The 21761-nt window shown below is 62.2% G+C and carries 22 protein-coding genes; 13 read left to right on the top strand and 9 right to left on the bottom strand.

Features of this window, described 5'->3' with window-relative positions:
* Nucleotides 1-229 precede the first annotated feature (229 nt).
* Entirely contained in the window at nucleotides 230-2335 is a 2106-nt protein-coding gene (fusA, locus tag ACMGGK_RS10840) for an elongation factor G (protein ID WP_016927633.1), read from the top strand.
* A 27-nt stretch (nucleotides 2336-2362) separates the two neighbouring features.
* On the opposite strand, the gene ACMGGK_RS10835 is transcribed toward fusA, so the two are convergent.
* Complete coding sequence (locus ACMGGK_RS10835) at nucleotides 2363-3331, bottom strand: DMT family transporter (protein ID WP_079449753.1); 969 nt, start codon at nucleotides 3329-3331, stop codon at nucleotides 2363-2365.
* 98 nt (nucleotides 3332-3429) lie between these two features.
* The gene (locus ACMGGK_RS10830; protein ID WP_049299330.1) at nucleotides 3430-4257 is read right to left on the bottom strand and encodes an AraC family transcriptional regulator; all 828 of its coding nucleotides are present in this window, start codon (nucleotides 4255-4257) and stop codon (nucleotides 3430-3432) included.
* Nucleotides 4258-4454: 197 nt separating this feature from the next.
* On the opposite strand from ACMGGK_RS10830, the gene ACMGGK_RS10825 reads away from it, so the two are divergent.
* Nucleotides 4455-5888 carry an NAD-dependent succinate-semialdehyde dehydrogenase gene (locus ACMGGK_RS10825; RefSeq protein WP_420276878.1) on the top strand — a complete coding sequence of 478 codons (1434 nt, stop codon included), beginning with the start codon at nucleotides 4455-4457 and terminating at the stop codon, nucleotides 5886-5888.
* Nucleotides 5889-5936: 48 nt separating this feature from the next.
* On the opposite strand, the gene ACMGGK_RS10820 is transcribed toward ACMGGK_RS10825, so the two are convergent.
* Genes ACMGGK_RS10820 through ACMGGK_RS10810 form a run of 3 tightly spaced genes read right to left on the bottom strand, consistent with a single transcriptional unit; the run spans nucleotide 5937 to nucleotide 8804 of the window.
* Nucleotides 5937-6839, bottom strand: coding sequence for an alpha/beta hydrolase (locus tag ACMGGK_RS10820; RefSeq protein WP_193842803.1), 903 nt, complete (start codon nucleotides 6837-6839; stop codon nucleotides 5937-5939).
* Complete coding sequence (locus tag ACMGGK_RS10815; protein WP_193842804.1) at nucleotides 6829-7722, bottom strand: alpha/beta fold hydrolase; 894 nt, start codon at nucleotides 7720-7722, stop codon at nucleotides 6829-6831. The genes ACMGGK_RS10820 and ACMGGK_RS10815 overlap by 11 nt, the downstream gene beginning before the upstream one ends.
* 26 nt (nucleotides 7723-7748) lie before the next feature.
* Nucleotides 7749-8804 carry a sugar phosphate isomerase/epimerase family protein gene (locus ACMGGK_RS10810; protein WP_337060730.1) on the bottom strand — a complete coding sequence of 352 codons (1056 nt, stop codon included), beginning with the start codon at nucleotides 8802-8804 and terminating at the stop codon, nucleotides 7749-7751.
* Nucleotides 8805-8944: 140 nt separating this feature from the next.
* On the opposite strand from ACMGGK_RS10810, the gene ACMGGK_RS10805 reads away from it, so the two are divergent.
* Nucleotides 8945-9538, top strand: a complete 594-nt coding sequence (locus tag ACMGGK_RS10805) for a TetR/AcrR family transcriptional regulator (protein ID WP_193842806.1) — start codon at nucleotides 8945-8947, stop codon at nucleotides 9536-9538.
* Nucleotides 9539-9577: 39 nt separating this feature from the next.
* Here the strand turns inward: ACMGGK_RS10805 and ACMGGK_RS10800 are convergent, their stop codons facing one another.
* Nucleotides 9578-10471 (bottom strand): LysR family transcriptional regulator, encoded by an 894-nt coding sequence (locus ACMGGK_RS10800; protein WP_143779025.1) that lies wholly within the window; start codon nucleotides 10469-10471, stop codon nucleotides 9578-9580.
* Between the two features lie 106 nt (nucleotides 10472-10577).
* Between ACMGGK_RS10800 and ACMGGK_RS10795 the strand changes: the two genes are divergently transcribed.
* Nucleotides 10578-11705 carry an alpha/beta fold hydrolase gene (locus ACMGGK_RS10795; RefSeq protein ID WP_420276877.1) on the top strand — a complete coding sequence of 376 codons (1128 nt, stop codon included), beginning with the start codon at nucleotides 10578-10580 and terminating at the stop codon, nucleotides 11703-11705.
* Here ACMGGK_RS10795 and ACMGGK_RS10790 read toward each other — a convergent pair.
* Complete coding sequence (locus ACMGGK_RS10790) at nucleotides 11702-12004, bottom strand: cupin domain-containing protein (protein ID WP_420276876.1); 303 nt, start codon at nucleotides 12002-12004, stop codon at nucleotides 11702-11704. The two genes, ACMGGK_RS10795 and ACMGGK_RS10790, sit on opposite strands and share 4 nt — an antisense overlap.
* Nucleotides 12005-12082: 78 nt before the next feature.
* A complete protein-coding gene (locus ACMGGK_RS10785) occupies nucleotides 12083-13015 on the bottom strand; it encodes a LysR substrate-binding domain-containing protein (protein ID WP_033640207.1) in 933 nt (310 codons plus the stop codon).
* A gap of 169 nt (nucleotides 13016-13184) precedes the next feature.
* Between ACMGGK_RS10785 and ACMGGK_RS10780 the strand changes: the two genes are divergently transcribed.
* The 9 genes from ACMGGK_RS10780 (at nucleotide 13185) to ACMGGK_RS10740 (ending at nucleotide 20617) form a co-directional block, all read left to right on the top strand.
* Nucleotides 13185-14135 (top strand): branched-chain amino acid ABC transporter permease, encoded by a 951-nt coding sequence (locus tag ACMGGK_RS10780; protein ID WP_049299340.1) that lies wholly within the window; start codon nucleotides 13185-13187, stop codon nucleotides 14133-14135.
* 10 nt (nucleotides 14136-14145) lie between these two features.
* Nucleotides 14146-15258, top strand: coding sequence for a branched-chain amino acid ABC transporter permease (locus ACMGGK_RS10775; RefSeq protein WP_049299342.1), 1113 nt, complete (start codon nucleotides 14146-14148; stop codon nucleotides 15256-15258).
* Nucleotides 15255-16025 (top strand): ABC transporter ATP-binding protein, encoded by a 771-nt coding sequence (locus ACMGGK_RS10770; RefSeq protein ID WP_016927621.1) that lies wholly within the window; start codon nucleotides 15255-15257, stop codon nucleotides 16023-16025. The genes ACMGGK_RS10775 and ACMGGK_RS10770 overlap by 4 nt, the downstream gene beginning before the upstream one ends.
* Nucleotides 16018-16731, top strand: coding sequence for an ABC transporter ATP-binding protein (locus tag ACMGGK_RS10765; protein ID WP_016927620.1), 714 nt, complete (start codon nucleotides 16018-16020; stop codon nucleotides 16729-16731). The genes ACMGGK_RS10770 and ACMGGK_RS10765 overlap by 8 nt, the downstream gene beginning before the upstream one ends.
* Before the next feature lie 34 nt (nucleotides 16732-16765).
* Nucleotides 16766-17917, top strand: coding sequence for a branched-chain amino acid ABC transporter substrate-binding protein (locus ACMGGK_RS10760; protein WP_420276875.1), 1152 nt, complete (start codon nucleotides 16766-16768; stop codon nucleotides 17915-17917).
* An 18-nt stretch (nucleotides 17918-17935) separates the two neighbouring features.
* Nucleotides 17936-18427 carry an L-2-amino-thiazoline-4-carboxylic acid hydrolase gene (locus ACMGGK_RS10755; protein ID WP_016927618.1) on the top strand — a complete coding sequence of 164 codons (492 nt, stop codon included), beginning with the start codon at nucleotides 17936-17938 and terminating at the stop codon, nucleotides 18425-18427.
* A complete protein-coding gene (locus ACMGGK_RS10750) occupies nucleotides 18424-19650 on the top strand; it encodes a Zn-dependent hydrolase (RefSeq protein ID WP_079452088.1) in 1227 nt (408 codons plus the stop codon). The genes ACMGGK_RS10755 and ACMGGK_RS10750 overlap by 4 nt, the downstream gene beginning before the upstream one ends.
* Nucleotides 19651-19732: 82 nt before the next feature.
* The gene (locus ACMGGK_RS10745; protein WP_004938187.1) at nucleotides 19733-20080 is read left to right on the top strand and encodes an ArsR/SmtB family transcription factor; all 348 of its coding nucleotides are present in this window, start codon (nucleotides 19733-19735) and stop codon (nucleotides 20078-20080) included.
* 3 nt (nucleotides 20081-20083) lie between these two features.
* Nucleotides 20084-20617: an SRPBCC family protein gene (locus ACMGGK_RS10740; protein WP_016927616.1), complete on the top strand. Its 534-nt coding sequence runs from the start codon at nucleotides 20084-20086 to the stop codon at nucleotides 20615-20617.
* Here the strand turns inward: ACMGGK_RS10740 and ACMGGK_RS10735 are convergent, their stop codons facing one another.
* Nucleotides 20618-21646, bottom strand: a complete 1029-nt coding sequence (locus ACMGGK_RS10735) for a transporter (RefSeq protein ID WP_016927615.1) — start codon at nucleotides 21644-21646, stop codon at nucleotides 20618-20620.
* Nucleotides 21647-21761: the final 115 nt, after the last annotated feature.

The raw sequence follows: 21761 nt of genomic DNA, 5'->3' as shown, positions 1-21761 counted from the left end.
CGCGCCGCTCGACAACAGGCCCGTTACGGGCCTTTTTTTCGCCCTTTCTTCGCCTGCGTGCAAACTTTCATCTATCACAGCCATCGCTTAAAAAAACCAACGCCTTCAACTACGATTAGTTTGTGACCAGAGCGAGGCTCTGCGATCCGGCGGATAACCCTATGAGGATTATCACCATTATCCATGCTGTTTAAGCCGCTCTCCTTCACGCGGCTAAGAAAGGTTGATTATGGCTCGCACCACCCCTATCGAACGTTACCGCAATATCGGCATCTCCGCGCATATCGATGCCGGCAAGACCACCACCACCGAGCGGATTCTGTTTTACACCGGGGTCAGCCACAAGCTGGGTGAAGTGCATGACGGCGCGGCGACCATGGACTGGATGGCGCAGGAACAGGAGCGCGGCATCACCATCACCTCGGCGGCCACCACCTGCTTCTGGAACGGCATGCAGCATAATTATCCGCAGCACCGCATCAATATCATCGACACCCCCGGGCACGTCGATTTCACCATTGAAGTGGAGCGCTCGATGCGCGTGCTGGACGGCGCCGTGATGGTCTATGACTCGGTGGGCGGCGTGCAGCCGCAGTCGGAAACCGTCTGGCGGCAGGCCAACAAGTACAAGGTGCCGCGGCTGGCGTTCGTCAACAAGATGGACCGCATCGGCGCGGACTTTTTCCGCGTACGCAAAATGATGATCGAGCGCCTCAAAGCCAATCCGGTGCCGATCGTTATTCCTATCGGCGCCGAAGACCACTTCAGCGGCGTGGTGGATCTGGTGCGGATGAAAGCCATTCTGTGGGACGAAGCCTCGCAGGGCATGAACTTCAGCTTCGAAGAGATCCCGGCAGAGCTGCGCGACTCGGCGCAGGAGTGGCGTGAAAATATGATTGAGGCCGCCGCCGAAGCCTCGGAAGAACTGATGGAGAAATACCTTAACCAGGTGCCGCTGAGCGAAGAGGAGATCGTTCACGGGCTGCGGGTGCGCACCGTCGCCGGCGAAATTCAGCCGATGCTGTGCGGGTCGGCGTTCCGCAACAAGGGGGTGCAGCGCATGCTGGACGCGGTGATCGAGCTGATGCCCTCGCCGCTCGACGTGCCGCCGATGGAAGGCCACGGCGAACACGATGAAATCATCACCCGCAAAGCCGACGATAATGAAAAATTCTCGGCGCTGGCGTTCAAGCTGATGACCGATCCGTTCGTCGGCCAACTCACCTTCGTGCGCGTCTACTCCGGGGTGCTGGCCAAAGGCAGCAGCGTTTACAACCCGATCAAGGGCAAAAAGGAACGCATCGGCCGCATCGTGCAAATGCATGCCAACGATCGTAAGGACATCGACGAGTTGCACGCCGGCGACATCGCCGCCTGCGTCGGCCTGAAGGACGTCACCACCGGCGATACGCTGTGCGACCCTGGCGCCATCATTACGCTGGAGCGCATGACCTTCCCCGAACCGGTGATCGCCCAGGCGATCGAGCCGAAAACCAAGGGCGATCAGGAGAAAATGGGCATCGCGCTGCAGCGCCTCTCTTCGGAAGATCCGTCGTTCCGCGTGCGCACCGATGAAGAATCCGGCCAAACCATCATCTACGGCATGGGCGAGCTGCATCTGGAGATCATCGTCGATCGCATGCGCCGCGAGTTCGGGGTGGAGACCACCACCGGCAAGCCGCAGGTGTCGTACCGCGAAACCATCCGCAAACGGGTGGCCGACGTGGAAGGCAAGTTCGTGCGCCAGTCCGGCGGTAAAGGGCAATACGGCCACGTGGTGCTGACCGTCGAGCCGAACGAACCCGGCAAAGGCTTCGAGTTCTTCGATGAAATCAAGGGCGGCGTCATTCCCGGCGAGTTTATTCCGGCGGTGAAAAAAGGCGTGGCCGAGGCGCTGAACAACGGCGTGCTGGCCGGTTATCAGGTGGTGGACGTCAAAGTGCACCTGACCTTCGGTTCTTACCATGACGTCGACTCGTCGGAACAGGCGTTCCGCATGGCGGCGATCTTCGGCTTCAAGGACGCCTGCCGTCTGGCGGATCCGGTGATCCTTGAGCCGATCATGTCGGTGGAAGTGGAAACGCCGGAGGATTACGCCGGCAACGTGATGGGCGACCTCTCCTCACGCCGCGGTCTGGTGCAGGGCATGGAAGAGATCCCGGGCGGCGGCGGCAAGGAGATTCGCGCCAAGGTGCCGCTGTCCGAGATGTTCGGTTACTCGACCACCCTGCGTTCGATGTCGCAGGGCCGCGCCACCTACACCATGGAATTCAGTCACTACGCCGAAGCGCCGCGCAACGTGGCCGAAGAGATCATTCACCACAGCAAGCGTTAACCCTCACGCCCGCCGCCACGGCGGGCGTCATCTCGGTTTGTCTTCCAGCGCCACCACCACCGGCTGCGGCTTGATGCGCATGGCGTACACCACGCCGACGATCAGGCAAACGATGCCGGCCAGCGTCAGCAGCGGCGGCCAGGCCTGGCGCAGCAGAAAGGTATAGGCCAACCCCGCCAGAATTTCGAACACGATGAGCGGCCCCACCAACACCGTCGGCAGCCGCTGGCTGGCTTCGTTCCAGCACAGCGCCCCCAGCCAGGAGCAGAACACGCCAATAACCAGCATCAGCGGGATAAACACCTCAGGGCGCGGGCCGAACGGCAAGGCGAACGCCGGTTCGCTCAGCGCCAATTGGCCGCAGACCGCCAGATAGCCCAGCAGCGCCAGCGGCAGCGTCACCAGCCCTTGTGCCGTGGCCCAGGTGGCCGGCCGCTGCGTCGGATTCTCCCGCAGCCAGCGTGAATTGCGCAGCGGGAACCAGGTCCAGCACGCCACCGCCAACACGGCCAGCCCAAGACCGCTGAGATAGCGCCAGCCGTCGATCGGCACCGCATTGCCGCGCAGCTCGGCGACGTTCACGCACGCTAACCCGCAGACGATCAGCAGCAGCGCCGGCGCCAGCTGGCCCCAGGCCAGGCGCCCGTCATGCCGGCCGTAAAACAGATTGGCGCAAATGGCGATCACCACCGGCAAGGTGCCGATGATCATGGTCGACACCGGTGCGCCGGTGCGCTGAATGGCGCTGGCCAGGCACAGGTAGTACAGCAGATTGCCGATGGCCGTCAGCTTGAGTGCTTCCAGCCAATCCTGACGCCGCAGCTTGCGCAGACGGCGACGATCAAACCACGCCAGCGGCAAGGTAATCAGCCCAAAGGCCAGATAGCGCCCGGTGGACTGCAGCGCGGCGGGATAGTCCGGCACCAGCAGCGGGCCGACGAAAATCAGTCCCCACATCAGCCCGGCGGCCAGGGCAAAAACAACGCCAATGAACATAACGACTCCGACAAACGGCCGGCGCGGCCAACCCGCCCGACAAGACAGCGGCAGAGTAGCGAAAACGCGGGGAGGAATTATTGTAGCAGGTTGCTGTTTTAGCCCAATTTCACCTGTTTCTGGAAACGCACTGGCGTGACACCGTAACGATTGGCGAAGGCGCGCGTCAGGTGCGCCTGATCGGTCAACCCCGCCGCCGCCGCCACCTGTGCGGCGGGCATGCCGCGCTCCAGCATACGTTTGGCCTGCGACAGCCGGATCGCCATCAGCATCTGCTGCGGCGAGACGTGGTATTCGGCCTTGAACTTGCGCAGAAAATGGTACGGGCTGAGCGACACCAGCTCGGCCAGTTGGTTAAGGGTCACGGCCTCGGCGAAGTTATCGCGCAGATAGCTTTTCACCACCTCGAAACGGTGCGCCGCCTCGGCTTTTTCCCGCTGCCCGGTGCGGATGTGCGGGTGCAACAGCTCGACGGCCTCCAGCAGCAGGCCATCGAGCGTAAGCGGATCGTCGGTTTGCCACAGCGCGGCGAGAATGGCGGACAGGCGCTGCGCCGCCCGCGGATCGTGGCGCACCGCCTCGGTAAACCACTGGCTCCGATCGCCGGACAGCTGCTCCAGCGCCTCGGGCGCCAGATAGAGCATGCGGTAACACCAACCGCCCGGCGTTTCGGCTTCGCCGGTATGCAGCTCGTCAGGATTCATCAGCACCAGCGCGCCCGGCGCCGCCAGGTGCTGCGCCCCGCGATAGCGAAAACGCTCCGCCCCGGCATCCACGGTGCCGATGGCGAAGGCGTCATGGGTATGCGGCTCGAAGGCATAGCGTTCGATATGCGCCTGATAGAGTTCGACGCCGGGCAGATGCGACAAATGCCGGAACTGCGCGCAATCCTTTTCGAACGGAAACTGTTGTGGTACCCCTTGCACCCGACCTCCTCATCCGTGCTGACAATCTGCTCAGCATAGCCAAAACATCGCCGATTGAGTAGCCGCTCTGGTCCTTTCGTGCCCCTCGCCTGGACGATCGCCGCCATTCGGCGTAGGGTTAAGGTCCCTGTCCCATTCAGGCGCGCCGCATCGCGAAACTCAGCGGCCCCTGACCACTCCGCAAACAAGAGGCAACAATGTATCCGGATACTCAACTGTATATCGATGGACAATGGCGCAATGCGCTGGCCGGGAAAACCCTGCCTGTCACCAACCCCGCCAGCGACGAGGTAATCGGTCAGGTGGCGCACGCCGTCACAGAGGATCTCGATCTGGCGTTGGCCGCCACCGCGCGCGGGTTTAACGTCTGGCGCGACACCGCCGCGCACCAGCGCGCCAACCTGATGCGCAAAGCCGCTGCGCTGCTGCGCGAACGCGCCGACGCCATCGCCGCCATCATGACGCAGGAACAGGGTAAGCCGGTGGCGCAGGCCAAAATCGAGATTCTCAACGCCGCCGACGTTATCGACTGGTTCGCCGGCGAAGCCACCCGTACCTACGGGCAGATTATTCCGTCCCGCGCTCGCGACGTGCACCAGCAAACCCTGAAACTGCCGGTCGGCCCGGTAGCCGCCTTCACGCCGTGGAACTTCCCGATTAACCAGATCGTGCGCAAGCTGTCCGCCGCGCTGGCGGCGGGCTGTTCCATCATCGTCAAAGGCCCGGAAGAAACCCCGGCCTCCCCGGCAGAGCTGATCAAAGCCTTCGCCGACGCCGGTATCCCAGCCGGGGTGATCGCGCTGGTGTACGGCACCCCGGCGGAAATCTCGGAATACCTGATCCCGCATCCGACCATTCGCAAGATCTCCTTCACCGGCTCCACCCGCGTGGGCAAACATCTGGCGGCGCTGGCCGGCCAGCATATGAAAAAGGCCACCATGGAGCTGGGTGGCCACGCGCCGGTGCTGATCTTTGACGACGCCGATCTCGACGCGGCAGCCAAAGAGCTGGCGCAGTCGAAGTTCCGCAACGCCGGCCAGGTCTGTATCGCCCCGACCCGCTTCCTGATCCAGCAAGGCGTTTATGAAGCCTTCGTGGAGAAATTCACCGCCGCCGTGCGTGAGCTCAAGCTCGGCAACGGGCTGGAAGACGGCGTGACGATGGGGCCGATGGTGCTGAGCCGCAGCGTCGACAATATCGAAGCGCTGGTGCAGGACGCCATCGCCCACGGGGCGAAGGCCAGCACCGGCGGCAAACGCGTGGCGGGCAAAGGCAACTTCTTCGAGCCGACGGTGCTGCGCGACGTGCCGCTGAGCGCACGCGCCATGTCGGAAGAGCCGTTTGGCCCGGTCGCCCTGCTGCGCCCGTTCGCCACCTACGACGAGGCGATCGCCGAAGCCAACCGCCTGCCGTACGGGCTGGCCGCCTACGCCTACAGCCGTAACATCGCCACCGTCAATGCGCTGGGGCGCGACGTGGAGAGCGGCATGCTGAGCATCAACCACATCGGTTTCGGCCTGCCGGAAACGCCATTTGGCGGCGTGAAAGACTCCGGTCACGGCACCGAAGGCGGCAGCGAAGCGATCGAATCCTATCTGGAAACCCGCTTCGTCACCGTCGCCGGCCGTTAATCGCGTGTCTGATGAATAGCCAAACGCCCCGCAATGCGGGGCTTTTTTTTACTCGCCGGCCAGCTCGAACATGCGCCGCGCCGCCGGGGTCAGCCCCAGCATGTGTATGCAGGCATGCACCATGCCCGGCAACCGTTCGCAGCGTACCGCCACGCCCGCCTCGCGCAGCCGCTGCGCATACTCCTCGGCCTCATCGCGCAGCGGATCATATTCGCAGCTCAGAATGGTGGCCGGCGGTAACCCGCGCAGCGTGGCGGCGTGCAGCGGTTCGCCGTAGGGTTCGCGCCGCTGAGCCAGATACTGCTGCCAACAAAATACCATCGCGTCGCGCGTCAGAAAGTGCCCCTCGGCAAACTCGCGATAGCTCCTCGTCGCCATTTCGCGGCTGAGCGCCGGATACAGCAGCAGCTGACGCTCGATATGCGGGCCGCCGCGATCCCGCGCCAGCAGCGCGACCGCCGCCGCCAGATTGCCCCCTGCGCTGTCGCCCCCCACCGCCAAGCGCTGCGCGTCGATCCCCAACTGCGGCGCCTGTTGCACCACCCAGCAGAGCGCCTGATAGACATCTTCCAGCGGCTGCGGAAACGGATACTCTGGCGCCAGACGATAGTCGACCGACAGGATCACCCGGCCGGTGGCGTTAGCCAGCGCCTGGCAGGGCTGGTCATACAGCGACAGCGAACCGAGGCACCAGCCGCCGCCGTGGGCGAACAGCATCGCCGGTTGTGCGGCAGCGCGCCTTTCCCCCGCCGGTAGATAAGCGCGCAGCGCAATCCGGTGCCCATCGGCGGCGACCACCGTATAGTCCCTGACGCCGCCGCTCGGTGCCGCTTCGCCCTGCAGCAAGCGCAAACCGGTTTCCGTGGCCGTGCGCATTTCCGCCAGCGACGCGGGTGGCAGTGCGTCGACCGATGCCGTCAAAAAGGCGGCGATGCGTTCATCAAGCGGCATGTTGTTCTCCCGCCAGGAACGGCGTAATCAGTGCGATAAACGCCTCATGACACTCCTCGGTGATGAAATGGCCGCAGCCGGCGACCGTTTCGCCCCGCAGATCGCGCGCATTGCCCTGCAGCGTCGTCAGCGGCGCGTCGCCGGTGGCGTGTTCCGCCCCCACGGTCAGCACCGGCATCGTCAATGGCGTGGCGGCGCGCACTCGGTTCTGGCGAACGGTCTCCGGGATCGCCCGGTAATAGTCGAATCCGGCACGCAGGCCGCCCGGCGCAGAATAGGCGGCGATATAGACCTCAGCCGCCACCCGATCGCGCCGATAAGACCAGCGGTTGAAGATATAGCCAAGATACTCCCGCTCGCGCCCCTGGGTCAGGGTCTCCGGCAAATCCGCCAACTGGTTGAACATGAAATGCCACAGGAAGATGTTCTCCTCCGGCGCGACGAAAATCGGCGGCGGCGGCGCCAGACCGGGGATCACCGCCTCCGTCAGCACCAGGCGCTTCACCGCCTGCGGGAAGTCGCTCGCCATGGCGTAACCGATCCACATGCCGATGTCGTGGCCGACCAGTTGGTAACGTTCGTGGCCCAGTTGCGCCATCATCGCGTGCAACGCCGCACCGATGCTGCCGGTGTCGTAACCGCCGACGGGCTTGTCCGAATCGCCGATGCCCGGCGGATCGACGGCGATCGCCTGAAAACCGGCCGCCGCCAGGGCGCGCATCACATGGCGCCAGGTGTACCAGGTTTGCGGCCAGCCGGGGATCAGCAACACCGGCCGCCCTTCACCGGCTATCACGCAGTGGATACGTTGGCCATTGACCTGGGTATAGACGTGTTCCGCCGCGAGATCCGCTAACGGGATCTCGTTCTGTCGATATTGCATGGGGTGACTCCCTGAAAGGTTAAGGCTCAGCGAATGCCAAGCAAGGCATTGATCTGTTGTGGGTTGACCGGCGCGCCGGCGAAGTCGTCGAACACTTTGTCGGTGACGCGGATAATGCGATCGCGAATGAAGGCCGCGCCTTCGCGCGCGCCATCCTGCGGATTTTTCAGGCAACATTCCCACTCCAGCGTCGCCCAGCCCGAATAGCCGTACTGCGTCAGGCGCGAAAAGATGCCGCTGAAATCGACCTGGCCGTCGCCCAACGAGCGGAAACGGCCGGCACGATCGACCCAGGATTGATAGCCGCCGTAAATGCCCTGGCGACCGGTCGGATTGAACTCGGCGTCCTTGACGTGGAACATGCCGATAACATCCTTATAGATATCGATAAATTCCAGATAGTTAAGCTGCTGCAGCACCATATGGCTCGGATCGAACAGCACCCGGCAACGCGGGTGGTTGCCCACGCGCTCAAGAAACATTTCGAACGTCACGCCGTCGTGCAGATCCTCACTCGGGTGAATTTCATAACACAGGTTGATGCCCTGCTCCTCGCAGGCGTCGAGCACCGGCAGCCAGCGTTTGGCGAGTTCGTCGAACGCGGTATCGATCAATCCTTCCGGACGCTGTGGGAACGGGAACAGATAGGGCCAGGCCAGCGAACCGGAAAAGGTGCCCAGCTCGCTGAGCCCGAGCCGCGCCGACGCTTTCACCGCCAACAACATTTGCTGCCGCGCCCACTCGCCGCGCGCCTGCGGATTGCCCTGCAGCGCCGGGGGCGCGAAACTGTCAAACAGCGCATCGTAAGCCGGGTGTACCGCCATCAGCTGGCCGAAGATATGGCTGGTCAATTCGCTGACTACCAACCCCTGCTCCGCCAACATGCCGGTCAGATCGTCACAGTAGGTTTGGCTTTCCGCGGCGGTGGCCACGTCGAATAAACGCAGATCCCAGGCCGGGATCTGCAAGGCGGTAAACCCGGTTTGCGCCGCCCACTCGGCGATGGCCGGCAGGCTGTTGAACGGCGCTGTCTCATCGCTGAACTGCGCGAGATGCAGGCTTGGACCTTTGAGGGTTTTCATCGTAAACTCCTATTGGTTGTCGATTGACAAACAATAGGAGCAAAGCGAATTGACCGCAAGCGAAATTTATAAAGACATTGGTATTCCCGTCGATTTAAGCGATCCTATGTCGCTGAATGACAGGTAAATTGGAGCAGCGAATGGCAGGCAGACCGCGCGAGTTCGATCGCGAACAGGCGCTCTTGAAGGCGCGAAACTTATTCTGGCGGCAGGGTTACGAAGGCACTTCGATGTCGGATCTGGTGGCGGAATTGGGTATTGCTTCCGCGCGCATCTACAAAGCGTTCGGCTCCAAAGAGCAGCTGTTCCGCGAGGCGATCGCCAGTTACGAAACCGCCGAAGGCGGCTTCGCCGATCGCGCCTTCGCGCAGGAAAGCGGTATTCGCCCGGCGATCAAACGCCTGCTGGAAGATGCCGTGCGGCTCTATAGCCGGCCGGATCTGCCGCAGGGCTGCATGGTGGTTTCCTCCGCCGCCAGCGTCAGCGCAGAAAACGACGGGCTCAAAGCCTGGCTGGCAGAGCATCGGCTGCAGCGCACGCAGCAGATCGTCGAACGGCTGCGGCAGGCGGTGCAAACCGGCGAACTGCCGGCCGACACCGACGCCGACAGCCTGGGGGACTATTTCGCCGTCTTCCTGCACGGCCTGTCGATTCAGGCGCGTGACGGCGTCACCGAAGCGCGGTTATTGGCGGCGGTAAACGTGGCGCTGACGGTCCTGGGCAACCGCGCCTAATCGATTCTTGAATGCGGTTCAAACTCAGGCGCGTTTTACCTATGGCTGTGGAGGAACCGCGTTTCTGACAAAATCTGCGACGTGAGGATTAGTATTTTCCCGCTTGTGAATCAAAGCAACCTGATACGGGATCTGTTCTCCACTAAGCCGGCAAAAAGAAACGTTTACCCAGCCGCTTTTTTGCATGAATTCAGGGACCAGACTGACTCCTAATCCCGAAGCAACAAGGCCGACGATCGTTTCCATCTGCACGGCTCGCTGAACAACCTCAGGAGCAAATCCTGCCTTTTCGCAGGCTTCAATAATAGAGCGATAAAGACCAGGCCCTTCCTGCTCTGGGAACAATACCCACGGCTCCCTGGCCAGGGTAGAAAGCGGCATCGCGCCGCGTGTTCCGCCAGGATGTTTACTCGGCAAAACGGCAATCAGCGGGCAGCTAAAAAATCGATGGCAGGACAGTTTCGGTATGGCGTATTCAGGAACAGGTAAAACCGCAATGCCAACGTCAAGCGAGTCTTCCAAAAGGCTTTCAACCTGTCGCGCGGTGGTCATTTCTTTCAGTTCAAGCACCACCTGCGGACTGGAAACGTGAAACCGCGTGAGCGTTTCCGGAAGCAGATGTCTGACGGCAGAAGCGACAAAACCGATGCGCAAAGCCCCCGTCATTCCCTGGCCGGCGCGTTGGGTCAGCAACATCGACCTTTCCATCTGCATCAGCGTCGCAACCGCTTCCTTCTGCAACACTTTGCCTGCCGGGGTCAGTGCCGTTATACGATTGGTTCGTTCAAAAAGCCGGGTGCCCAACGCCTCTTCCATTTGACGGATCGCGTTTGTCAGCGGGGGTTGAGCCATATGCAAACGCTCAGCCGCTTTACGGACATTCATTGTTTCCGCAACCACAAGAAATTGGCGGAGCTGACGCAGGGTGAGCATATCGCGATACCTTCAACGTATTAAGAAAGCCCCTCGATAGTATTAGACACACTAGCCAGGTAACCTGAAGATGCTTCCTGTATATATTGGCGGAGCAGAAATAACAATGAACATACTCAGATCGTTGTCACTGACTTACCGAAACCTAAATATGTTGCTGGCCCTCCTTGTGATCTCGGCATCACCCACGCTGGCTGCATCGAAAGAAAATGAAATCCCCGCGCCGATAGAGCGCACGGACAGGCACATTTTGCTTGCGAACGGAGAGCAACTCCACGTCAGGGAGGTCAGGCAGAAACCTGACGGCAAGATACCGCAACCGTCTGTATTGCTGATTCATGGCGCCCGGGTTCCCGGCCTCGCCTCTTTTGATTTGCCCGTCAAGGGCGGCTCTCTGGCGGCAGATCTGGCATTAGCAGGCTTTCGAGTGTACATCCTCGATCTGCGGGGATATGGGTTATCCAGCCGGCCGGCCGCGATGGATAGCCCCCCTGACCAGTCGGCGCCTTTGATCCGCACGGCGGATGCCGTGACCGATATCGCTTACGCCGTGCAGGCTATTCAGGCGTGGAGCGGCTCCCCTCGCGTTAGTCTCTTGGGATGGGCGACAGGAGGACACTGGGCGGGCGCTTATGCGGCCCAATACCCACAGAATGTGGAACGACTGGTGCTCTATAACACGTTATATGGCGGAACCGACCATCATCCGCTGCTGGGACAGGGATCACCCCTGGACGATCCCCAAAACCCGGGACATTTCAACGCAGCCAAATTTGGCGGCTGGAACCTGAGCACGCGGGACAGTCTGTTTGTCGTCTGGGATAACAGCATTCCCGTGGCGGATAAAACACAGTGGCGTGATGAAACAGTGAAACGCGCTTACGGTGATGCCGCACTGGCATCGGACAACACCTCGCAGCACAGAACGCCACACAGCTTCCGCGCACCGACCGGTGCAATGGCTGACAGCTTTGAACTGGCGATGGGCAGAAAACAGTGGTCCGCAACAGCCTTAACCACCGTTCCCGTATTGGTTGTTCGCTCGGAGCGGGATTTCTGGAGCCGGCCAGAGGATGTTGACGCCATCATGAAAGATGCCCCTACAGCCGAAAAGCTGGTCATTCCTGATGCGACACATTTTGTCCATCTCGATAGAGATAACGCCGGCAGACAACGCTTTCTCCAGGGCGTCGTCAGATTTCTGGCGCAACCCCAGCCCAAACACGGAGCTTAATCCTCCGGCAGGTCGACAATCACCAGCGTGCCTTCGCTACCCGGCAACACGCGGTGCGGCACGCCGGCCGCGGCCTGATACAGCTGACCGGCTCGCACCACCACTTCTTCCCCCGCCACCTGCAGCCGCAGGTGGCCGCTGATCACCAGCAACCCTTCGCTGTAATCATGCACTTCATCCGCAATGCTGCGCGCATCCATACGCAGCACTTTGATGTTGGTCGCACCGACGCGGCCCAGCACGGCGGAACGCCAGGCCTCGGGCAGTTCGGCCGCCTGCTGGTTTAAATCGAACAGCATCGTCATACCTTATCGCTACAGAGGAACCGGCACTCTACCGCAAAGCCGTCACCTGCTGAAAGACGCGTTGGTTGTAGATTATGCCCCGGCGTTCTGAGCCGCCGCCTCACGGCGCAGCCACTGCCGCAGATTTTCGCCTTCCTGCGACAGCTCACTATCCAGCCGAGCGCACAGGTAATAATCGCGGCCGTCATCGATCGGCAGATCGAACATTTTGATCAACTCACCGCTCTCAAGGTACTGGGCGATTAACGGTTCACGCATCAACGCGCACCCTAGCCCCGCCTGCACCGCCGCCAACGTCAACAATCCATCCTCGAACATCGGGCCGATACTGCGCGGCGGGCGCTTGACGCCGGCCTGCTGAAACCATTGCATCCAGGTATTGCGTTCCTCGTCGTGCAGCAGCGGCAGCGTCGCCAGTTGATCCGGCGTATCGAGCAGACCGTGCAGTTTACTGAATGCCCGGCTGCACACCGGCACCATTTTGCCGGACATCAGCTTCTCGCTGCGATAGCCGGTCCACTGCCCGACCCCGAAGCGGATCGACAGATCGGCGGCGTCGCTCAGGTAATTGCGGTGGTTGGCGTAGACCACATTGATGTCGATATCCGGATTTTCGCGCAGGAAACCGCGCAGCCGCGGAATGAACCACCCCATGCCGAACAGCGGGATCAGACTGATGGTCACCTGCCGCGACGCGGATTGCTCGCGCACGTGTTCGGTCGCCTGGCGCAGCACGTTGAACGCCGAGCGAATCGAACGGTAGTACTCCCGCCCCTCGCTGCGCAACACCAGGTTACGCCCCTGCCGTTCGGTCAACGGCATCTGCAAAAATGCCTCCAGCGTTTTGAGTTGATGACTGACCGCCGAAGGCGAAATCATCAGCTCGTTAGCCGCCGCGCTGATCCCCCCCAGGCGCGCGATGGCCTCGAACGCCCGTACGGCGCGCAGCGGCGGATCGTTCGGCAGCATCGGCAACGGCTCATCATACTGTTCTGTTTTTTTCATATATTGACTGTTTTTGGGAAATGAACACTGAAGGAGTGGGTTTAATATACATAAAAATCAATGCATTAAAAACACTCGTTTTTTATATAAGAAAGTATTTTTCCGTATTTTACAATTTTTTTAAATTCTCTACTGTGAGCCTCTGACTCATTATCTCCGGACTCTCCTTATGGATACGCTGGTACAGCAAACCGTCAACGGTTTGATGCTCGGCAGCATTTATGCGCTGATCGCGCTCGGCTACACCATGGTGTACGGCATCCTGCGCATCATCAACTTCGCGCACGGCGACGTGCTGATGGTCGGGGCGCTGAGCGCGCTGTCGGCGATCGGGGTGTTACAGCACCACTTTCCCGCGTTACCGCCCTACGCCACGCTGCTGCTGGCGGCCCTGTTCGCCATGGCTATCTGCGCCATCACCTCTATGGCGATCGAGCGCCTGGCCTATCGCCGGCTGCGTAATGCGCCGCGCCTGGCCCCGCTGATCAGCGGCATCGGCGTGTCACTGCTGCTGCAAACCCTGGCGATGCTGATCTGGTCACGCAATCCCCTGATGTTTCCGCAGCTGTTGCCGATGGCGCCCATCGCCCTGACCGCAGGCAGCGCCGAACATGCGCCGGCGGTGATCACCGGCACGGCGATCGTCACGCTGGCGGTAGCCGTGGCGGTGATGGCCGGCCTCTGGCTGCTGGTCGAACACAGCCGTTTCGGCCGCGCCATGCGCGCCACGGCGGAAAACCCGCAGGTCGCCGGCCTGATGGGCATCAGTCCTGACCGCATCATCGTTCTGACCTTCGCGCTCGGCGGCGCGTTGGCGGCGGTGGCCGGCATCATGATGGCCAGCAACTACGGCAACGCCGGTTTCTCGATGGGCTTTCTGCCAGGCATCAAGGCGTTTACCGCCGCCGTGCTCGGCGGCATCGGCAACCTGCGCGGCGCGATGCTTGGCGGTTTGCTGCTGGGTCTGTTCGAATCACTGGGCACCGGCTATCTCGGCGAGCTGACCGGCGGCGTGTTCGGCAGCAACTACCAGGACGTGTTCGCGTTTCTGGTGCTGATCGCCGTGCTGGTCTTCCGCCCCTCCGGGCTGTTGGGCGAACGCATCGCCACGCGCGCATAAGGACATCACGATGACCGTTTTGACTCCCCCCGTTCCTCTGGCCACGCCGCGTCGCGCCGGGCTGGGGCTGACGCTGTTCATTCTCGCCCTGCTGCTGGCGCCCTGGGTGGCGGGCGCCGCCGGCGGCAACTACTGGGTGCGGGTCGTCGACTTCGCCCTGCTGTATCTGATGTTGGCGCTCGGGCTGAACATCGTGGTGGGCATGACCGGGTTGCTGGACATGGGTTTTATCGCCTTTTACGCGGTCGGCGCCTATCTCGCCGCGCTGCTGTCGTCACCGCATCTGACGCAGCAGTTCCCGCTGCTGCTGCAGTGGTTCCCCGACGGGCTGCATCTGCCGATGCTGTGGCTGATCCCGCTGGCGGCGCTGTTGGCGGCGGTATGCGGCATCCTGCTCGGCGCGCCGACGCTGCGGCTGCGCGGCGACTATCTGGCGATCGTCACGTTGGGATTCGGCGAAATCGTGCGCATTCTGATGCGCAATCTGGATCGCCCGGTCAATCTCACCAACGGCCCCAAAGGCATTTCCGGCATTGACCCGGTCAGCCTGTTCGGCCTGAGGTTTTCCGGCATGCACGAGTGGTTCGGCGTGCGTTTTTCCGGCCTGTACCTGTATTACTACCTGTTCGCCGCGCTGCTGCTGGCGATCCTGTTCATCAGCCTGCGGCTGCAAAACTCGCGCATCGGCCGTGCGTGGACAGCGATCCGTGAAGATGAGGACGCCGCGCGGGCGATGGGCATCAACACCCGCAACTTCAAGCTGCTGGCCTTCGCCATCGGCGCCACCTTCGGCGGCGTGGCCGGCGCGTTGTTCGCCGCGTTTCAGGGCTTCGTGTCGCCGGAATCGTTCACCCTGCAGGAATCGATCGCCGTACTGGCGATGGTGGTGCTCGGCGGCATGGGGCACATCCCCGGCGTGATCCTGGGCGCGCTGCTGCTGGCCGCCTTGCCGGAGCTGCTGCGCAGCAGCATGGGGCCGCTGCAGCAGGCGCTGTTCGGCCAGGTGCTGATCGATCCGGAAATCATCCGCCAACTGTTTTACGGCCTGGCGCTGATCCTGGTGATGCTGTATCGCCCGGCGGGCCTGTGGCCGGCTCGCCATGCCGGGAGGACCGCCGCATGACGCCGCTGCTTGCTTTAAATCACGTCAGCAAACGTTTCGGCGGCCTGACGGCGGTGGATGACGTCAGCATGAGCATCCGCCAGGGGGAAATCTACGGCCTGATCGGGCCGAACGGCGCCGGCAAAACCACCTGCTTCAACCTGATCACCGGCCTGTATCGCGCCGATGAAGGCGAGTTCCGCCTGTTGGGCCAGCGCTATAAACCCCAGGCGATCGACAAAGTGGCGCAGGCCGGCATTGCCCGCACCTTCCAGAACCTGCGGTTGTTCAACGAAATGAGCGTGCTGGAAAATGTGATGGTCGGCTGCCACGTACGCACCCGCAACGGCCTGTGGGCGGCGATCGCTCGCCACCGGCGCGCCAAGGCAGAGGAACAGGCGGTGCGCGATAAATCCCATGCGCTGCTGGAGTACGTCGGCATCAGCCAATTCGCCCATTACCGCGCCGGCGATCTCGCCTATGGCCACCAACGCCGCCTGGAGATTGCCCGCGCGCTGGCGACCGAACCCCGGTTGCTGGCGCTGGACGAGCCGGCGGCCGGCATGAACGCCGGTGAAAAAGTAGCGCTGCGCGAGCTGCTGCTGCGCATCCGCGACAGCGGCAAAACGCTGCTGCTGATCGAACACGACGTCAAGCTGGTGATGGGCCTGTGCGATCGCCTGACGGTGCTGGACTACGGCAAAGCGATCGCCGAAGGCGAACCGGCGCAGGTGCGGCGCGAACCGGCGGTCATTCAGGCCTATCTGGGAGGCGGCGCGCATGTCTGAAGCCCTGCTGAGCGTTAAACGTCTCAAAGTGTCTTACGGCGGCATTCATGCGGTCAAAGGCATCGATTTCACGGTGAACGCCGGCGAACAGGTGACGCTGATCGGCGCCAATGGCGCGGGCAAGACCTCCAGCCTGCGAGCGCTGACCGGCCTGCAGCCGTTCGAAGGCGACATCCTGTTCGACGGTTGCTCGATTCGCGGCGCGCCGCCGCACCGGTTGCTGCAACGGGGGCTGGTGATGGTGCCGGAGGGACGCGGCATTTTCACCCGTTTGACGGTGCGGGAAAACCTGCAGCTCGGCGCCTATGCGCGGCGTGACAAATCGGCGGTGCGGCAAGATTTCGAACGGGTGTGCGCCACCTTCCCGCGGCTGAGCGAGCGCCTGCACCAACCGGCCGGGCTGCTTTCGGGCGGTGAACAGCAGATGGTGGCGATGGGCCGCGCGCTGCTCAGCCGCCCGCGGCTGCTGATATTGGACGAACCCTCGATGGGGCTGGCGCCGATTGTGGTGGAAGCCATTTTCACGGTCATCAAGCAGTTAGCCCGTGACGGCGTCACGCTGCTATTGGTCGAGCAGAACGCGCGCCTGGCGCTGGAGTCCACCGATCGCGCCTACGTGTTGGACAGCGGCAGCCTGAGCCACAGCGGCCGTTCCGCCGAGATGCTGGACGATGAAAAAATCAAACAGATCTATTTGGGTGAATAACCGTTGTTTCTTTTAACCGCACCAGGAGTATGACATGCAACAGAGCATTCGCATCAAACCGTTGGCGCTGGCCGCCATGACAATGATTCTTAGCCTCCCGGCGCTGGCGGCCGACACCGTGCTGATCGGCCTGGCCGGGCCGCTGACCGGCCCTTCCGCGCGCATCGGCAAAGATCTCGAAAACGGCGCGCAACTGGCGATCGCCGACGCTAACGCGCAGAAACCGACGCTGAACGGCAAACCGGTCACCTTCAAACTGGTGTCCGAGGACGACCAGTCCGACCCGCGCACCGCCGTGGCCGTGGCGCAGCGTTTGGTCGACGAAGGCGTCGCCGGCGTGGTCGGCCACTGGAACACCGGCACCAGCATCCCGGCGGCGCGCATCTATCACGATGCCGGCATCGCCCAGGTGGCGCCGGTCGCCACCGGTCACGGCTATACGCAACAGGGTTTTGACACCAGCTTTCGCGTGATGGGCCACGACGACGACGGCGGCAACTATGCCGGGCAATATGCGGTGAAAACGCTGAAAGCCCAGCGCATCGCGGTGATCGACGATCGCACCGCTTTCGGCCAGGGGCTGGCGGACGAGTTCATCAAATCGCTGCAGGCCCAGGGCGTGCAGCCGATCGCCCGCGAGTATGTGGATGACAAGACCGTCGATTTCAGCGCCGTACTGACCACCGTGCGCAGCAAAAACGCCGATCTGATCTTCTTCGGCGGCGTAGATTCCCAGGCGGCGCCGCTGGCGCGCAAACTGAAGCAGCTGGGCATGAACGCGCAGCTGATGGGCGCCGGCGGCTTTGTCAGCCAAACCTTCCTGACGCTGGCGCAGCAAGAAGGCGAAGGCGTCGTCGCGTTGGAGCCGGGGCTGCCGCTGGAACAGATGCTGGGCGGCAAGGCGTTTGAGCAAGCCTACCGCGATCGTTACCACACCCACATCGAACTGCATGCGCCCTTCGCCTACGACGCCACCCGGGTGCTGATCGCCGCCATCGAACAGGCCGGCTCGGCCAACCCGGCCGATTATCTGCCGAAACTGCGCGCCATACATTATCAGGGCGTGACCGGCGCCATTGCCTTCGATGCGCAGGGCAACCTGCAACAGCCGAGCTTCACCCTGTACCGGGTAGTCGACGGCAAATGGCAGCCGCAAACCGTGTTGGGCGGCGCCAAACCACAATAAATCAAGAGGAGCAAGGCGATGAGCTGTGCAAATAATGAATTGGGCATTTTGGCCCGCAGAAAGATCGAGGCGGAAATCATCAAACCGATCTACCAGATTCTGGTGCGTGAAATCGGCAAGACGCGCGCTCAGGCAGTGATCGGCGAAGCCATCGAGAATGCCGCCATCGCGGCGGGCAAACAGTTCGCCGCTCAGGAACCGAACGGCGCGGATCTGCGCAGCTTCGCCGCCTTGCAGTACCTGTGGGAAAAAGACGATGCGTTGCGCGTCGAGGTGATCAATCAGGACGAACAGCACTTCGACTATAACGTCACCCGCTGCCGCTACGCCGAGATGTATCATGAGATGGGGCTGGGAGACATCGGCCACCTGCTCTCCTGCGCTCGCGACAGCCAGTTTATCGTCGGCTATGCGCCTGACGTTGAACTGCAGCGCACCCAGACCATCATGTCCGGCGCCCCCTGCTGCGATTTCCGTTACGCCGCCAAAACGCCGGGAGAAAAGCCATGACGCATCGGGTCAACGGCGAGCGCCTGTGGCAAAGCCTGCAGGCGATGGCGCAGTTCGGCGCCATCGCTGACAACGGCGTCACCCGCCTGGCGCTCAGCGAAGAGGATCGTCAGGCGCGCGACCAGCTGCGTCTGTGGGCGCTGGAGGCCGGTTGCAGCGTGCGCGTCGATCGGATGGGCAACATGTTCCTGCGCCGTGAAGGCGCGCGGCCCGAGCTGGCGCCGGTTGTCACCGGTTCTCACGGCGACTCGCAACCCCGCGGCGGCCGTTTCGACGGCATCTACGGCGTGCTGGCCGGATTGGAGGTTATTCGCAGCCTTAACGATCGGCAGATCGTCACCGAACGCGCGATTGAAGTGATCAACTGGACCAACGAAGAAGGCGCACGCTTTGCGCCGGCGATGATCGCCTCCGGCGTGTTCGCCGGGGTATTCGACCTGGAATACGGTCTGACGCGCCGCGACGAGCACGGCGTCAGCCTCGGCGAGGCGCTGGAGCGCATCGGCTACGCCGGCGAGTATCCGGTGGGCGGCACGCCGATCCATGCCGCCTTCGAGTTGCACATCGAACAGGGGCCGATTCTGGAAGCGGAGCATCTCGACATCGGCGTGGTGACCGCCGCACAAGGGCAGCGCTGGTATGAACTGGAGGTCGTCGGCTTCAGCGCCCATGCCGGCACCACGCCGATGGACCGCCGCCGCGACGCCCTGCTGGGCTTTGCGGCGCTGGTCACGGCGGTCAACCGCATCGGTTGGGATTTCGCGCCCGACGCGCGCGCCACGGTGGGCATGGCGCAAATTACCCCCAATTCACGCAACGTGGTGCCGGGGCGCGTCTTTTTCAGCGTCGAATTCCGCCATCCAGAGGAGTCAATTCTGGAGCAGATGGAGCAGCGCCTGCTGGCGGCGGTGAACGCCGTCAACGGCGGCGGCCTGACCGCTCGCGCCGAGCGCATCTTCCAGTATCCCCCGATCGCTTTTGATCGGGGCTGCATCGACAGCGTACGTCAAGCCGCGCAAGCGTTGGGCTATCGCCATCGCGACATGATTTCCGGCGCCGGCCACGATGCCTGTTACCTTAACCGCGTCGCCCCGACCGCAATGATTTTCATTCCCTGCGTGGACGGCATCAGCCACAACGAGCGGGAAGATATCACCCCCGCCTGGGCCGCCGCCGGCGCTGACGTATTGCTGAACGCGCTGCTGGCGCACGCCGGCGCCTGATCGTCGCCCCGGTTTCTCGCCGGGGCAAAAAATATTCAACAAAACGGTTGAATATTAGCCCGCCTGTTCTATATTCAACCATATGGTTGAATTATCTTCCTCACAGCTGGACGCCATTTTTCATGCGCTGGCCGACCCGACCCGCCGTTCGATGTTACGCGCGCTGGCCGGCGGTGAGCGCAGCATCGGCGAACTGGCCGCGCCGTTGCAGATGTCGTTCGCCGGCGCCTCCAAGCACGTGAAAGCACTGGAACATGCGGGCCTGGTGCAACGCACCGTGCAAGGAAGAAACCATATCTGCCGGCTCGAACCCGAGCCTATGGCGCAGGCCATGCACTGGCTGCAAACCTATGAACATTTCTGGACTGAACGGCTGGATGCGCTCGAACAGGCGCTGCTGCAGCCCGAACAGCTTCCTCCCAAGGAGTGAACCATGAATGATTACGGCATGATTATCGAACCCGGCACGCTGCGCATCCAGCGGCTGCTGCCCGGCCCCATCGAGCGGGTGTGGGCTTACCTGACCGAATCCGACAAGCGCGCCACCTGGCTGGCGGCTGGCGCCATGAAGTTGGAAAACGGCGCGCCGCTGGAGCTGGAGTTTCGCAACTCCGATCTGGCGGGCGAGCACGAGCAACCGCCGGCCAAGTACAAACAGCACGGCGGCTGCGTCAGCAACCGCGGCCACATCACCTGCCTGTTCCCGCCGCGCCTGCTGAGCTTTACCTGGGCCGAACAGGATCAGGGGCGCCCTTCCGAAGTGACCTTCGAGCTGACGGAACAGGGAAACGCGGTGCTGCTGACGGTCACCCACCGGCGCCTGGCCAACCGCGACGAGATGCTCAGCGTCGCCGGCGGCTGGCACACCCATCTGGATATCCTGCTGGATCGTCTGCACGATCGGGCGCCGCAGCCGTTCTGGAGCACCCATGCCCGGCTGGAAGAAGAGTACCGCGCCCGCCTGTAATTACGACTCGTCCCGGCGCCTGAACGCCAGATAACCGGCGATCAGCGTAAAACTGCCGACCAGCAACACCAGCAGGATAAAACCGTGGTGATTGCTGGCCAGCGGTATCCCCCCGACGTTCATGCCGAAGAAACCGGCGACGATGTTGATCGGCAACGCCAGCACGGTGATCACCGTCAGGGTGTAGAGCGTGCGGTTATTCTGCTCCATCAGCTTGGCACCCAGCTCTTCCTGCAATAGCCGGATGCGTTCGGTCAGGCTGGCGAGATCGTTCAACACCACGGTGAACTCTTCGGTAAACTGCCGCAGATCTTGCACCACCTCGCGGCTCAGCCAGGCCGGCGGCCGGTTCAACAACCGAAACAGCGCGGCCGGTTCCGGCGCCAACAGGCGCTGAAAGCGCAATAACATGCGGCGCATGCGCCCCAGCTCGGCGCGGTTGCGTTTGACGCGGCGGGTCAGCAGGCGATCCTCGATGGCATCAACATACTGGTTAGCCTGCCGCACCACCTGTTCCAGCACGTCCTCCTGCTCTTCCAGCAGGTGCGCCAGCAGCTCGGTAGACGACGCCAGCTCCAACGCCGTCAGGCGGCCAAGCAGCCGTTCAATCAATCGCACCGGTTTGTGACGCACGGTGACCACCAGCCCACGGCAGCAATAGAGCCACAGCGTCGCCGTTTCCGGGTTGCTGTCCTCAGGGTGGAAAATCACGTCGTTGAGCACGGCGAACAGATCGTCGCCCTGGCGCTCGATGCGCGTCGTGTGGGAACCATGCCGAATTTCATGGAAGAAAAAATCGGAAATGGCGAAATGGTTTTTCAGCCACTTCTCCGCCGCCGCGTGGTTGAGATTGAGGTGCAGCCAGACAAAGCCGTCGCCGGACGGCAAAGCCTGGTAAGCCTGGCAGACCTGTTGCGAGTTCAGGCGCGCCGGCGGCTCACCGGAACGAAACACATGGCCGTAGATCAGCCCGGTCACTTCATCATCGAAATCAAGCTTGTGCATCTTTTCCGCTAACCGTTGCACCATAACGCCTTATCCTGCCTGTTGCCGTTAACCCAAGACCGTCCCCGCTGTTATAACAATCTTTATTTATCGGCGTTAATGATTTTCGCCGTTCCCGATGATTAATATTTTCGTCATA

Source organism: Serratia sp. BNK-33-b (assembly GCF_048684565.1).
GTDB lineage: Bacteria > Pseudomonadota > Gammaproteobacteria > Enterobacterales > Enterobacteriaceae > Serratia > Serratia marcescens.
The sequence above is the reverse complement of the archived record's forward strand: the minus strand, read 5'-3'. Positions and strand labels throughout refer to the sequence as shown.

Bases quoted from the DNA above. Each gene is read 5' to 3' on its own strand.
- fusA (WP_016927633.1), top strand. From the start codon at position 230: ATGGCTCGCACCACCCCTATCGAACGTTACCGCAATATCGGCATCTCC.
- ACMGGK_RS10835 (WP_079449753.1), bottom strand. From the start codon at position 3,331: ATGTTCATTGGCGTTGTTTTTGCCCTGGCCGCCGGGCTGATGTGGGGA.
- ACMGGK_RS10825 (WP_420276878.1), top strand. From the start codon at position 4,455: ATGTATCCGGATACTCAACTGTATATCGATGGACAATGGCGCAATGCG.
- ACMGGK_RS10820 (WP_193842803.1), bottom strand. From the start codon at position 6,839: ATGCCGCTTGATGAACGCATCGCCGCCTTTTTGACGGCATCGGTCGAC.
- ACMGGK_RS10815 (WP_193842804.1), bottom strand. From the start codon at position 7,722: ATGCAATATCGACAGAACGAGATCCCGTTAGCGGATCTCGCGGCGGAA.
- ACMGGK_RS10810 (WP_337060730.1), bottom strand. From the start codon at position 8,804: ATGAAAACCCTCAAAGGTCCAAGCCTGCATCTCGCGCAGTTCAGCGAT.
- ACMGGK_RS10805 (WP_193842806.1), top strand. From the start codon at position 8,945: ATGGCAGGCAGACCGCGCGAGTTCGATCGCGAACAGGCGCTCTTGAAG.
- ACMGGK_RS10800 (WP_143779025.1), bottom strand. From the start codon at position 10,471: ATGCTCACCCTGCGTCAGCTCCGCCAATTTCTTGTGGTTGCGGAAACA.
- ACMGGK_RS10795 (WP_420276877.1), top strand. From the start codon at position 10,578: ATGAACATACTCAGATCGTTGTCACTGACTTACCGAAACCTAAATATG.
- ACMGGK_RS10790 (WP_420276876.1), bottom strand. From the start codon at position 12,004: ATGCTGTTCGATTTAAACCAGCAGGCGGCCGAACTGCCCGAGGCCTGG.
- ACMGGK_RS10785 (WP_033640207.1), bottom strand. From the start codon at position 13,015: ATGAAAAAAACAGAACAGTATGATGAGCCGTTGCCGATGCTGCCGAAC.
- ACMGGK_RS10780 (WP_049299340.1), top strand. From the start codon at position 13,185: ATGGATACGCTGGTACAGCAAACCGTCAACGGTTTGATGCTCGGCAGC.
- ACMGGK_RS10775 (WP_049299342.1), top strand. From the start codon at position 14,146: ATGACCGTTTTGACTCCCCCCGTTCCTCTGGCCACGCCGCGTCGCGCC.
- ACMGGK_RS10770 (WP_016927621.1), top strand. From the start codon at position 15,255: ATGACGCCGCTGCTTGCTTTAAATCACGTCAGCAAACGTTTCGGCGGC.
- ACMGGK_RS10765 (WP_016927620.1), top strand. From the start codon at position 16,018: ATGTCTGAAGCCCTGCTGAGCGTTAAACGTCTCAAAGTGTCTTACGGC.
- ACMGGK_RS10760 (WP_420276875.1), top strand. From the start codon at position 16,766: ATGCAACAGAGCATTCGCATCAAACCGTTGGCGCTGGCCGCCATGACA.
- ACMGGK_RS10755 (WP_016927618.1), top strand. From the start codon at position 17,936: ATGAGCTGTGCAAATAATGAATTGGGCATTTTGGCCCGCAGAAAGATC.
- ACMGGK_RS10750 (WP_079452088.1), top strand. From the start codon at position 18,424: ATGACGCATCGGGTCAACGGCGAGCGCCTGTGGCAAAGCCTGCAGGCG.
- ACMGGK_RS10745 (WP_004938187.1), top strand. From the start codon at position 19,733: ATGGTTGAATTATCTTCCTCACAGCTGGACGCCATTTTTCATGCGCTG.
- ACMGGK_RS10740 (WP_016927616.1), top strand. From the start codon at position 20,084: ATGAATGATTACGGCATGATTATCGAACCCGGCACGCTGCGCATCCAG.
- ACMGGK_RS10735 (WP_016927615.1), bottom strand. From the start codon at position 21,646: ATGGTGCAACGGTTAGCGGAAAAGATGCACAAGCTTGATTTCGATGAT.